At 69.2% G+C, this 12,007-nt stretch carries 10 protein-coding genes; 4 read left to right on the plus strand and 6 right to left on the minus strand.

What is annotated here, in order from left to right; genetic code table 11:
• Positions 1-113: 113 nt before the first annotated feature.
• The 3 genes from ACFVX4_RS16225 to ACFVX4_RS16235 form a co-directional block, all read right to left on the minus strand.
• The gene (locus ACFVX4_RS16225) at positions 114-332 is read right to left on the minus strand and encodes an acyl-CoA carboxylase subunit epsilon (RefSeq protein ID WP_389977000.1); all 219 of its coding nucleotides are present in this window, start codon (positions 330-332) and stop codon (positions 114-116) included.
• Between the two features lie 9 nt (positions 333-341).
• The gene (locus ACFVX4_RS16230) at positions 342-1,883 is read right to left on the minus strand and encodes an acyl-CoA carboxylase subunit beta (protein ID WP_389977055.1); all 1,542 of its coding nucleotides are present in this window, start codon (positions 1,881-1,883) and stop codon (positions 342-344) included.
• 68 nt (positions 1,884-1,951) lie between these two features.
• The gene (locus ACFVX4_RS16235; protein ID WP_389977004.1) at positions 1,952-2,899 is read right to left on the minus strand and encodes a polyprenyl synthetase family protein; all 948 of its coding nucleotides are present in this window, start codon (positions 2,897-2,899) and stop codon (positions 1,952-1,954) included.
• 362 nt (positions 2,900-3,261) lie between these two features.
• On the opposite strand from ACFVX4_RS16235, the gene ACFVX4_RS16240 reads away from it, so the two are divergent.
• From ACFVX4_RS16240 to ACFVX4_RS16255, 4 genes are all read left to right on the plus strand, one after another.
• Positions 3,262-3,939, plus strand: a complete 678-nt coding sequence (locus tag ACFVX4_RS16240) for a hypothetical protein (protein WP_389977006.1) — start codon at positions 3,262-3,264, stop codon at positions 3,937-3,939.
• Positions 3,940-4,180: 241 nt separating this feature from the next.
• The gene (locus ACFVX4_RS16245) at positions 4,181-6,355 is read left to right on the plus strand and encodes an MMPL family transporter (protein ID WP_389977009.1); all 2,175 of its coding nucleotides are present in this window, start codon (positions 4,181-4,183) and stop codon (positions 6,353-6,355) included.
• A 111-nt stretch (positions 6,356-6,466) separates the two neighbouring features.
• Complete coding sequence (locus ACFVX4_RS16250) at positions 6,467-7,012, plus strand: hypothetical protein (RefSeq protein ID WP_389977012.1); 546 nt, start codon at positions 6,467-6,469, stop codon at positions 7,010-7,012.
• Positions 7,009-8,952 (plus strand): ABC1 kinase family protein, encoded by a 1,944-nt coding sequence (locus ACFVX4_RS16255; RefSeq protein ID WP_389977015.1) that lies wholly within the window; start codon positions 7,009-7,011, stop codon positions 8,950-8,952. Before ACFVX4_RS16250 ends, ACFVX4_RS16255 begins: the two co-directional genes overlap by 4 nt.
• 17 nt (positions 8,953-8,969) lie before the next feature.
• Here ACFVX4_RS16255 and ACFVX4_RS16260 read toward each other — a convergent pair whose 3' ends face one another.
• The 3 genes from ACFVX4_RS16260 to ACFVX4_RS16270 form a co-directional block, all read right to left on the minus strand.
• Positions 8,970-9,764, minus strand: a complete 795-nt coding sequence (locus tag ACFVX4_RS16260; protein WP_389977018.1) for an ABC transporter permease — start codon at positions 9,762-9,764, stop codon at positions 8,970-8,972.
• Positions 9,761-10,768: an ATP-binding cassette domain-containing protein gene (locus tag ACFVX4_RS16265; protein ID WP_389977021.1), complete on the minus strand. Its 1,008-nt coding sequence runs from the start codon at positions 10,766-10,768 to the stop codon at positions 9,761-9,763. The genes ACFVX4_RS16260 and ACFVX4_RS16265 overlap by 4 nt, the downstream gene beginning before the upstream one ends.
• A gap of 56 nt (positions 10,769-10,824) precedes the next feature.
• Positions 10,825-12,007: alpha/beta fold hydrolase (locus ACFVX4_RS16270; RefSeq protein WP_389977024.1), on the minus strand; the 1,183-nt coding region annotated here is incomplete at its 5' end.

Consider the following 12,007-nt stretch of genomic DNA (forward strand, 5'->3'; position numbering starts at 1 on the left):
TGTACGACCGGGTTCGCCGCTTTGAGACTGATTACCAGGGCGGCGCCGGGCCCCGCAACGACGACGGCAGAAAGCTGCCAGAGCCGTGGGAGCCCGGAGCGCCGGGTGTCATTTCAGGCTCTGGCCATCCAGGAGGCGGGCGGGAAGGCATCGGGCCGGTCCCAGACGGCGACCGGTGCGGTCTCCCGTGCCGTGTCCGTGTTCCCGCGACCGGCCGTGGACAGTGCGGTGAGCAGGGCGGTGACGGCCGCCAGCTCCTCAGGGGTGGGGGCGCCCTTGATCACCTTGAACAGGGCGGAGCCGAGCGGCCCTTCGAGTGCCGGTACGGACATGGTGTCTCCTCACGCAGGGGGGTTTCCGTGCTTGCGGGCGGGCAACGGGGCGTGCTTGGAGCCGAGCATGGAGAGCGCGTCGATCAGGACGTGGCGGGTGTCGGCGGGATCGATGACGTCGTCGACCAGACCGCGTTCGGCCGCGTAGTAGGGGTGCATCAGCTCGGCCTTGTACTCCTTGACCAGCTGCCCGCGCATCGCGTCCGGGTCGTCCGCGGCCTGGATCCGGCGTCGGAAGACCACATTGGCGGCGCCCTCGGCGCCCATCACGGCGATCTCGTTGGCCGGCCAGGCGAGCGAGACATCGGCGCCGATGGAGCGGGAGTCCATGACGATGTAGGCGCCGCCGTACGCCTTGCGCAGGATCACCTGCACCCGGGGGACGGTGGCGTTGCAGTACGCGTACAGCAGCTTCGCGCCGTGCCGGATGATCCCGCCGTGCTCCTGGTCGACGCCCGGGAGGAAGCCCGGCACATCGACGAGGGTGACCAGCGGGATGCTGAAGGCGTCGCACATCTGCACGAAGCGCGCCGCCTTCTCGGAGGAGTGGATGTCGAGCACCCCTGCGAACGACTGCGGCTGGCTGGCGACGATGCCGACCACCTGGCCGTCGAGGCGGGCAAGGGCGGTCAGGACGCTGGTGGCCCAGCGCTCGTGGACCTCCATGTACTCGCCGTCGTCGACGAGTTCCTCGATGACCCGACGCATGTCGTACGGTCGGCTGCCGTCCAGCGGGACCATGTCGCGCAGTGCCTCGCATCGCCGGTCGGCCGGGTCCGCCGAGACGGAACGGGGCGGTGTCCCCCGGTTGTTGGAGGGCAGCATGGAGAGGAGATAGCGGACCTCGGCGATGCAGGTCTCCTCGTCGTCGTAGGCGAAGTGCGCGACGCCCGAGGTCTCGGCGTGCACATCGGCGCCGCCGAGCCCGTTCTGGGTGATCTCCTCGCCGGTGACCGCCTTGACGACGTCCGGTCCGGTGATGAACATCTGCGAGGTCTCGCGGACCATGAACACGAAGTCGGTCAGCGCCGGGGAGTAGGCCGCGCCGCCCGCGCACGGGCCGAGCATCACGCTGATCTGCGGGATGACACCGGAGGCCCGGGTGTTGCGCTGGAAGATCCCGCCGTACCCGGCGAGCGCGGAGACGCCCTCCTGGATACGGGCGCCCGCGCCGTCGTTCAGCGACACCAGCGGGGCACCGGCCGAGATGGCCATGTCCATGATCTTGTGGATCTTCGTGGCATGGGCCTCGCCCAGCGCACCGCCGAAGATCCGGAAGTCGTGCGCGTAGACGAAGACCGTACGGCCGTCGACCGTGCCCCAGCCGGTGATGACACCGTCGGTGTACGGCTTCTTCTCCTCCAGGCCGAAGCCGGTCGCCCGGTGCCGGCGCAGCTGCTCGACCTCATGGAACGAACCCTCGTCGAGGAGCAGCGCGATGCGCTCACGCGCCGTCAGCTTGCCCTTGGCGTGCTGCGCCTCGGTCGCCGCGGGCACCCCCTGGAGGACCTCCTGACGGATTCGCGCCAGTTCGCCGATCCGCTCGTTCATCGACATGACCAACTCCTTTACTGTGTCAGCCGGTTCGCAGGACGGTTCCGAGGTCACCCGAAAGCCTCTCAGGCGGTCCTGCGGGCGACGAAGTCGCAGAGTGCGGTGAGTGCGCGGCGCGCGGGCAGCGGCGGCAGCTCACCGAGGCAGGCGCGGGCCCGCTCCAGGCGCCGGTGCATCAGCTCTTCGGCCTCCGCCGTCACCGGTGAGCGGCGGAACAGTTCCAGTGCGCGGCGGTGCGCGGCGGGCGGGGCTCCGGCACCGTCGGCGAGCAGGGCGCGCAGCTCGCCGTCGGCCGTGTCGTCACCCGCCCGCACCAGCAGTACGGGAAGGCTGGGCACTCCGGCCAGCAGGTCCTTGCCCTGCTCCTTGCCGGTCAGTTCGGCCGGGGCGCTGAGGTCGAGCAGGTCGTCGGCGATCTGGAAGGCGATGCCGAGCTGTTCGCCGTATCCGATCAGTGCCGCCACCTGCGAGGCGGGCGCGCCGGCCTGCAGGGCCCCGATCCCCAGCGACATGGCGAGCAGGGCGGCCGTCTTGCCCGCGGTCACCTCGAAGTAATGGGCCACGGGGTCCTCACCGGGGGCGGGCCCGGTCAGTTCGCACAGCTGCCCCGAGACCAGCCGGTCGGCGGTCCGGGCGTTGAGGTCTATCGCGGCGGGAACGAGGCCGGCGGCGAGCCGGGCGGCGCGGGCGAGCAGCCAGTCGCCGCCGAGCACGGCGGCCCGGTCGCCCCAGCGCGCGTTGGCGCTGACGACTCCGTGCCGGGTGGCGGCCCCGTCCATGATGTCGTCGTGGTACAGCGAGGAGATGTGGACCAGCTCCGCGATGACGGCGGCCTGGATGACGCCGTCCTGCCACGGGTCGCCGAACTCGGCACCGAGCAGCACCAGCAGCGGCCGGAGCCGTTTACCTCCGGCCGCCGCGAGATGGCCGGTGAGTGCGGCGATCCGGGGATCGGGGGCGTCGTGGGCGCAGTCCTGGAGCCACTTCTCCGCGACAGCCAGCGCCTCATGCATTCCTGTCTCGAACTCCGCCTGGTCCAGGCCAAGTTGGCCGAGAATCCCGGCCGGTCGCCCCGGCGCGGATATCGGGTCCTCACACATTTGATTTACGCCCACGAGGAAACCCCTCAGTCGCACCGGTGTTGACTCATTCATTCGACGAATATCGACCGCCACTCTCCCGTCGCCCCCGACTTCCGGACAATGGCGCTGACATGAAGGTGCCACTACGTATGCGACGCGCCCGGCGACAGTGAATTGTCAGCTTCCTGCCAACCTCTCCGATTCCGTCTCACACCTTGAGAGGCCCCGTTACGCTCCGTGCGGAATCACTTGAAATGCCAAGAAGGGCTGGAGAATTGCGTATCCGAATCGCCATGGCCGCGACGGCAGCGGCCGGTCTGCTCTCCCTGTCGGCCGTACCGGCCACCGCCGCCGCGGGCGACGCGCCGGAACCCGACGGAGCCGGGCAGGCCTGCACGGATGTGAAGCTGTCGGGTTCGCTGCCCGCGCCACCGGCCGGCATGGCCGTGCGGCAGCAGGTCACCATAGGCGCCGACTGCAAGCCGAAGCTGGGGCCCGCCCGACTGGTCGCCGCGGTGGGCGCGGACACGGGCGGCGGGGCCGGAACCGCGGCAGCCGACGCGAAGGCCGCGGGCACCCGGCAGCTGAAGAGCTGGTCCGAGATGTACGACTGCTGCAACATCCGGATGACCGGCCTCTACACGACATCCACCTGGGACACCGACGGCAACCGCGTCACCACCGCGGCCACCGAGGCGCGCCAGGAATGGAACCGTGAGCCCTGGGACGCGGGCTGGTCGCTGGAATCGTCGAGCAAGAACGCCGACTGCCTCACCGACTGCGCCGTCTCCCACAATGAGGCGCATGCCGAATTCTCGTACAAGGGCGTCTTCGACACGTCCGGCGACTGGTACGCGAACAAGCATCATTCCTATGTGGATCTGAATGCCGACGGCACCGCTTCCTGTCGTTTCGACGTGGAGCTGAAGCACAGCTTCATCGGCTGGAATCTGCAGCGGGGCTGCTCCTGAGAGCCGTCCGGCGATGAGTTCCGGACAGAGAGCGTGACGGCGGTGGCCGGATCCCGGGGCAAGGGTCCGGCCACTGCCGCATATTCCCGTCGTCGAATTGACGTCGGCATGCACACCATGCGTTCGAAGGGCTACGGGAAGGCCTGGCAGCAACCTGACATCCCACGGGCTTCCGGGGGTGCGGTCTCCTTACACTCGCGGAGATCGTTTCCCCCCACCAGAAACCCGTAGAAGGAGTCCCATGTTCGGAGGGATCGGGCGGCTGGCCGTGCGCCGCCCCTGGCTCACCATCCTCGCCTGGATCATCGCCGCCGTGGCGCTGGGGCTCCTCGCCCCACAACTGAAGGCCACCACCGACCAGGCGGAGTTCCTGCCGCCCCACTATGAATCCGTGCAGGTGAGCCGCCTTCAGGAGAAGGCGTTCCCGCAGCAGGAGACACCGGCGGCGGTGGCGGTGTTCCAGCGGTCCGACGGCGGGAAGCTCACCGCTGCCGACAAGACCGACCTGGGCAAGGTCGTCGCGGGGCTCCAGGACAGGAAGCTCGACCGGATCAAGTCCGTGGAGACCAATCCGCAGTCGGTCTCCCCCAATGGCCGAATAGCACTGGCCAGTATTTTTGCCACGGTCAAGGACCCGTACGACGTGAAGGTGTCGGAATCCGTAAAGGAAATCCGGACCGACGTCAAGGAACTGCTGGCCGGGACGGAGCTCAAGGCGGGTATTACCGGAGCCGCCGCCACCGCGCTGGATTCCCAGGAATCGGCCGGTGACACCGATGCCATGATCATGCAGGCCACCCTGATCCTGATCATTGTGCTGCTGCTGATCATCTTCCGCAGCCCGCTCATCGCCATCCTTCCGGTACTGATCATCGCGCTCACCTTCATGGTCGCGACCGGGCTGATCTCGACCGCCGCGGAACTCGGCGGGCTGCAGGCCGACAGTTCGATCACCGCCATTCTGATCGTCGTGCTGTTCGGTGTCGGCACCGACTACATCCTCTTTCTGCTCTTCCGGTACCGGGAACTGCTCCGGGAAGGCCACGACCCCAAGCCGGCCATGAGCGAGGCGGTCGGTCGCGTCGGCGAGACCATTGCCTCCGCCGCCGGAGCGGTGATCGTCGCCTTCCTCGCCCTCCTGCTGTCCAGCCTCGGCATGCTGCGCGCCATGGGTCCCGCCCTGGCGATCTCGGTGGCGGTCACCCTGGCGGCGGCACTGACCCTGGTCCCGGCGGTCTTCTCCCTGCTCGGCCGCAAGGCGTTCTGGCCGTCCAAGTCCTGGCGCAAGCAGCCCGGTCACGGGCTCGCGGGCCGGGTCGGTGCGCTCACCGCACGACGCCCCGGCGTCGTCGCCGCCGTCTCGGGCGGGCTGCTGGCGGTCCTGGCCGTCGGTGCGTTCAGCTTCAACCCGGCGTTCGACAGCGAGAGTTCGCTCCCGAAGGACCTGGAGTCCGTACGCGCCGGTGAGGATCTGCAGCGCGGCTTCGCCGCCGGGCAGACCGATCCGACCTGGGTGCTCGTCGAGGCGGAGAACGGCGCCCGGCTGAAGCAGGCCGACCTCGACGCGTACCGGCAGAGGCTGACCGCGGCCAAGCTCGGACAGGTCACGCCCGCCACCATCAGCCCCAAGGGCGACGTGGCCCAGTTCGGCGTGGTGCTGCGGGAGAAGCCCGCCGGCGACCGGGCCATCGAGCTGGTCTCGGGACCGCTTCGCGACGCCGCCCATCATGCCGCACCGGACGGCACCCGGGCGCTCGTCGGCGGCACCTCGGCCGTACTCGCCGACATCCAGCACGCCACGAACCGCGACTACTCACTGGTCTTCCCGGTCGCCGGAATCGCGATCATGGTGATTCTCGGGCTGCTGCTGCGCAGCGTCGTCGCCCCCTGGTACCTGATGCTCGCGGTGGGACTCGGCTTCGGAGCAACGCTCGGCTCCACGGTGTGGCTGTTCCAGGACATCAGGGGCGAGCAGGGCCTGCTCTTCACCCTGCCCGTGATCGTGTATCTCTTCGTCGTCGCGATCGGCACCGACTACAACATCCTGATGGCGGCCCGGCTCCGCGAGGAGACCAGGCGCGGCAGAAGCCCGGCGGAGGCCGTGCGGGAGGCGATCACCCGCACCGCATCGACCGTCGGGGCGGCGGCCTTCATCCTCGCGGGCACCTTCGGAGTGCTGCTGCTCGCCAAGAACAGCATGCTGCAGCAGATGGGCTTCGCCGTGGCGTTCGGCATCCTGCTGACCGCCTTCGTGATGGCGCTGCTGCTGGTGCCCGCCGTGACGACGCTGCTGGGCCGGCGGGCCTGGTGGCCGGGCAACCGGAACACACCCGTCGGAGAGGGCGAAGACCACCGCGACCCGTCCCCCGAGGAGCCCCACGAGACCGTGAACGCCGGTGCAGGATCGGCGACTTGACGGTAGGAACAACACCTTCCCGGCACCCCCGCGCCGCTCACCACGGCGGCACGGGGGTGTCGGGCTTTGCTTGGTTGTGCCGCATACAAGAAGATTGGCAGCCTGAAGACCATGACCACTGAAGTCAGTCGCGACTCCCGCCGCTCGACGGCGCTGTCCACACCCCCTCCGTCCCGGTGGATGCGCTGGACGGCCCACGCCGTCCCCCTGATCGCCCTGCCCTCCTCGCTGTGGCGCCTGGCCATGACCGTCGGTGTGCCGGTCGGATACAGCGACGCGGTCCTGCGCACCGACTACGGCCTGCCCGGCAGCGGCTATTTCGTCCTGCCCCTCATCACGGTCCTTCAGGAACTGGCGGCGCTGCTCACCCTCGGCCTGGTCAGCAACTGGGGCCTGGTAGCCCCGCGTTGGCTGCCGTTCATCGGGGGCAGGCCGGTCCGGACCTGGGCGGCCGTCGTTCCCGCGGCTCTCGGCGCACTGATCCTGACCGTGGTGACGTTCAGTCAGTACCTCGCGTGGGACAAGGTCGACAGCGGCAGCCTCGACGATGCCCACCGCAGCGTGATGGGCTGGTGCTATGCGCCCCTGCTGCTGTGGGGCCCGCTGCTCGGTGTCGTCACGGTCTCCTACTACCTGCGGCGAAGGCGTCAGCGATGAACACAGCAGTACTCGTCCTCCTGGCCGCGCTCTCCCTCACCGCACTGCTCGCCGGACTCGCCTCGGGCGCCCGGCGGCTGCTCGGCGTCGAGATCGGCAAGGGCCGCGCCGCGCTCACCGCGGCCGTCGGTATCGGCGCCGGCACCCTCGTCGGGTTACCCCTGCGCGATGTGCAGCCCCTGGCCCTGCTCACCCTGGAGATCGGTGTCTCGCTGCTGGTGGCCATGGTCTTCCTCGCCGCCACCGAAGTGCTGATCCCTTCCGGCACCGTGCGCGGCCTGGTGGGATTCCCGAAGGCGCTGCGCCGCCGTTTCGCCCGGACCCGCCGGTACGCACGGCTGAGCCGGATCTTCGTACGTCACGGACTGGGCCGGTTCCTCAGCGGCAGGTCCCGCCGCGCACCCGCCGAACGCGCCGTGCTCGCCCCGTCCCTCAGGCTCGCGCTGGAGGAGGCCGGGGTGACGTTCGTGAAGCTGGGCCAGGTGATGTCCACACGCTACGACCTGCTGCCGCAGGAGTTCATCGACGAACTCAGCACCCTGCAGGACCAGGCGACGGCCGAGCCGTGGGAAGCCATCGAGCAGGTGCTCCAGGAAGAACTGGGCGCACCGACCGCCGAGGTGTTCGCCGAGTTCGAGCCCAAGCCGATCGCGGCCGGCTCGATCGCGCAGGTGCACCGTGCCAGGCTGCACAGCGGTGAGCAGGTCGCCGTGAAGGTGCAGCGGCCGGAGGCGCGGGCGATCGTCGTGGACGACCTGGACATCCTGTACCGGTTCGCGGCGAAGCTGGAACACCACACCGAATGGGGCCGCAGTGTGGGGGCCGGGGCGCTCGCCGAGGGGTTCGCGACCTCGCTCCACGAGGAGCTCGACTTCCGCATCGAGGCGCGCAACACCCTCTCGGTGGCGGCCGCCATCGAACAGTCCACCGGTGAGTCCGTGATCCAGGTGCCCGAGGTGCACCTGGACCTCAGCAGTCGCCGCATCCTGGTCACCGAGTGGATGGAGGGCGTCCCGCTGCACAGCGTCTCGGGCATCCTCGACGAACGCGGACTGGACCGGGACGCCCTGGCCCAGGCGATGCTGGAGTGCCTGCTGGGACAGATCATGACGAGCGGGGTCTTCCACGCCGATCCCCATCCCGGCAATCTGCTGCTGCTCGCGGACGGGCGGCTCGGCATGCTCGACTTCGGCTCGGTGGGGCGTATCGACCGGTCGCTCCGCTCCACACTGCGCAGCATGCTGCTCGCCCTGCACCGCGGCGATCCGGCCGGCCTCTCCGATGCGCTGCTGGAGCTGGTGGCCCACCCCGAACTGGTCGACGAGCGGAAGCTGGAGCGGGCGCTCGGAGGGTTCCTGGCCAGGCATTTCGCGCCCGGTGTCAAACCGGACCGGGAGATGTTCGCGGACCTCTTCACCATCGTGTCGCGGTACGGGATCAGTGTGCCGCCGGAGATAGCGGCCGTGTTCCGGGCACTGGCCACCATGGAGGGCTCCCTGGAACGGCTCGTCCCGGACTTCGACATCGTCACCCGGGCCCGCTCCTTCGCCGTCACCCAGCATCTGCGGAAGCTGCGGCCCGAGATGCTGGGACGTTCGGTGACCGAGGAATTGCTCGCCATGGTTCCGATGCTGCGCAGGCTGCCGCGCCGGGTCGAACGGATCGGCAGTGCCATCGAGGGCGGTCAACTCACCGTCGGTGTACGGATGTTCCAGGATCCGCAGGACCGCAGATTCCTGCGTTCGCTGGTGCATGAGGTACTGCTGGCGTTCCTGGGCGGTGTGATAGGTCTGGTGGGTGTGCAGCTGCTGCGGACCAGCGGCGGACCCCGGATCAGTGACGGTCTGGGGCTCTTCGAACTCTTCGGCTACAACCTCCTGCTCATCAGCTGCGTGCTGGTACTGCGGGTGCTCTTCATGATGATCAGCCCGAGACGCTGAGCGGTGGCGGGTGACCGTCAGCGCTGTGCGGCCGCCTTCTGGTACGCCCGTCCGGCCAGCGGCACCACCACGGCGATCAGGATCACGAGGACCGCCAGCGCGGCGGGGATGGGATGCTCCGCGGGGAACGCCCCGCTGGTGGCGCCCCGTTCGTTGCCGAACAGGTCCCGGCTCGCGGAGACGACCGCGCTGACCGGGTTCCACTCGGCGATCACCCGCATCCAGCCGGGCAGCCCGTCCAGCGGCACGAACGCGTTGGACAGGAACGCGAGCGGCATCATGATGACGCCGGCCGCCGCGCTCACGGTCTCCACATTGCGCAGCACGAGCCCCAGCAGGGCGCCCAGCCAGGACATCGCGAAGCCCATCATGAGCAGCAGTCCGAAGCCGGCCAGCGTCTGGAGCACGCCGTTGTGCGCGCGCCAGCCGATGAAGTACCCGACCAGTGCCATCACGGCACAGGTCCAGGCGACGAGCACGCCGTCCGCCACGGTCCGTCCCACCAGGACGGAGGACCGGGAGATGGGCAGCGCACGGAACCGGTCCACCAGACCGTTGTTGAGATCGCCCACCACGCCGACCGCGGTCGTGGTGATGTTGGTGAGCATCACCTGCGCGAAGATGCCGGCCATGATGTATTCCTTGTAGCCGCCCTCGCCGGGCACCTGCATGGCGCTGCCGAAGAGGTAGCCGAAGACGATGACGAACGCCACCGGCATCACGGTGATGCCGAGCAGTTGTTCCGGCATCCGGCGGATGTGCCGCATCTGTCGGCCCACGAGTGCGAACGAGTCGCTGATTGCCTCGGTCATGCCGGCTGCTTCTCCTTGGTCGTGGTGGCGGTTCCGCTCGCGTCCGGATCCGACGCGGGCTCGGTCCGGCCCTGCTTCCCGGTCAGGGCGAGGAACACGTCGTCGAGCGAGGAACGGCGTACGGCGAAGTCCTCGGGCTCGATCCCGAGCCGCTGGAGACCGCTCGCAGCCGCGGCGATGGTGCTCACACCGCCGGTCAGCGGTACGGAGACGGTACGGGTCTCCCGGTCCGTGACCGGTTCCCCGGGCGAGACGTCGGACAGCGTCCGGGCCACGGCCGCCAGATCGGCGACGGAGGCCACCGACACCTCCAGCCGCTCGCCGCCGACCTTGCGCTTGAGCTGGTCGGGAGTGCCCTCCGCGATCACAGTGCCCTGGTCGATGACCGCGATCCGGTCGGCCAGTTGGTCGGCCTCCTCCAGATACTGGGTGGTCAGCAGCACGGTCACGCCCTCGGCCACCTGGTCCCGGACCATCTGCCAGAGGGTCTGCCTGCTGGTGAGGTCCAGACCGGTCGTCGGTTCGTCGAGGAAGAGCACCGGCGGCCGGGCGACCAGGCTCGCGGCGAGGTCGAGGCGGCGGCGCATACCGCCGGAGTACGTCTTCGCCGGCCGGTCGGCGGCGTCCACGAGCCCGAACTGTTCGAGGAGTTCATTGGCACGGACCTTGGCCCCGCGCCGTCCGATGTGCAGCAGCACCCCGATCAGCTGGAGGTTCTCGCGCCCGGTGAGCCGCTCGTCCACCGCCGCGTACTGGCCGGCCAGCCCGATGTGGGCGCGCACTTCGCGGGCCTGGGTCGCCAGGTCGTACCCGGCCACGGTGGCGCGCCCCTCGTCCGGCTCCAGGAGCGTGGCGAGAATCCGTACGGTCGTGGTCTTGCCGGCTCCGTTGGGTCCGAGGACGCCGAGGATGGTGCCCGCGGGTACGGAGAGGTCGATGCCGCTCAGCGCCTGGTGGTCGCCGTAGCGCTTGCGGAGACCCTCCGCCGAGATTGCCGTTTCCATGACGGCTGCTCCTTTGCTCAACTGGTGTGGGAATACGGGGAAGTTCAGGAAGGTGATCAGGTGGTGGGAGCCGCTTGCAGCTCGGCGAGAATCGCCAGGACGACCCGGCCGATCTCGGCCGCGGGCTCCGGCTGAAGCAGGTGTCCGTGGTGCGCGGCCACCGGATGGGTGGTGACGGCACCGGCCACATGCGGCTGCCATGCGGCCACCGAGTCCGCCGTCTTGCGTACGGGGTCGTCCGTTCCGACCGTGGAGACGAACAGCAGCAGTTCGCCGTCGAAGCGCCGGGGCCGGTATCCGGCGCTCAGCTCGTGGTTGTTGATCCCGGCCTTCATGAAGGCGGTGATGCGGCCCTCCTCCAGGCTGCCGAGCGCGCTGTCCCGACTGCGGATGATCTCCATCACCCGCTGGTGCTCCAGCGGCCCCTCGGGAAGGTCTGCCAGGTCGTAGCCGACGAAGTCGAGAAGGGTTTCGAGCACGTCCCGCTCCGTGGGGAGGGCGTAGTCGTCGTCCTCCCACGACTCGTCGTACGGTGTCTGGTCCAGGTTCACGAGGAGTGCGACCTTCTCCCCCGCCTCGGTCAGCAGGGTGGCGATCTCGTGTGCCACCAGGGCTCCGAAGGACCAGCCGATGAGGTGGTACGGGCCGGCCGGCTGGACCTTGCGGATCTGCTCGACGTAGTCGGCGGCCATCTCCTCGACGCTCGTCGCGATCGGCTCCTTGCCGTCGAGGCCTCGGGCCTGGAGTCCGTACAGCGGGTACTCGGCCCTGATGTGCTTCAGCAGCGAGGAGTACGGCCAGCTCAGCCCGCCCGCGCCGTGGACGCAGAAGAGGGGGGCGCGCTCGCCGCCGGTACGCAGCGGCAACAGCACTTCGAAGCCGTCGCTGTCCGAACCGGTGCCGAGCTTGTCGGTCAGCTGCGCCACCGTCGGTGTCTCGAAGATGCCGCGGTTGCTGAGCTTGACGCCCAGGACCGAGCGGATCCGGCTGACGAGCTGGATGGACGTGATGCTGTCGCCGCCCAGCTCGAAGAAGCTGTCGTCGATGCCCACCCGGTCCACCTTGAGTACTTCGGCGAAGAGCCCGCAGAGCACTTCCTCCTGGGCGGAACGCGGGCCACGGCCGGCTGCGGGCAGGTCGAGGCCGGGTTCGGGGAGGGCTTTGCGGTCGAGTTTGCCGTTGACGGTCAGCGGGAGCGCGTCGAGGAGGACGAACGCGGACGGCACCATGTAGTCCGGC

It is taken from the genome of Streptomyces sp. NPDC058240 (assembly GCF_042882135.1).
Lineage (GTDB): Bacteria > Actinomycetota > Actinomycetes > Streptomycetales > Streptomycetaceae > Streptomyces.

Bases quoted from the DNA above. Each gene is read 5' to 3' on its own strand.
- ACFVX4_RS16225 (WP_389977000.1), bottom strand. From the start codon at position 332: ATGTCCGTACCGGCACTCGAAGGGCCGCTCGGCTCCGCCCTGTTCAAG.
- ACFVX4_RS16245 (WP_389977009.1), top strand. From the start codon at position 4,181: ATGTTCGGAGGGATCGGGCGGCTGGCCGTGCGCCGCCCCTGGCTCACC.
- ACFVX4_RS16240 (WP_389977006.1), top strand. From the start codon at position 3,262: ATGGCCGCGACGGCAGCGGCCGGTCTGCTCTCCCTGTCGGCCGTACCG.
- ACFVX4_RS16255 (WP_389977015.1), top strand. From the start codon at position 7,009: ATGAACACAGCAGTACTCGTCCTCCTGGCCGCGCTCTCCCTCACCGCA.
- ACFVX4_RS16235 (WP_389977004.1), bottom strand. From the start codon at position 2,899: ATGCATGAGGCGCTGGCTGTCGCGGAGAAGTGGCTCCAGGACTGCGCC.
- ACFVX4_RS16250 (WP_389977012.1), top strand. From the start codon at position 6,467: ATGACCACTGAAGTCAGTCGCGACTCCCGCCGCTCGACGGCGCTGTCC.
- ACFVX4_RS16230 (WP_389977055.1), bottom strand. From the start codon at position 1,883: ATGAACGAGCGGATCGGCGAACTGGCGCGAATCCGTCAGGAGGTCCTC.
- ACFVX4_RS16260 (WP_389977018.1), bottom strand. From the start codon at position 9,764: ATGACCGAGGCAATCAGCGACTCGTTCGCACTCGTGGGCCGACAGATG.
- ACFVX4_RS16265 (WP_389977021.1), bottom strand. From the start codon at position 10,768: ATGGAAACGGCAATCTCGGCGGAGGGTCTCCGCAAGCGCTACGGCGAC.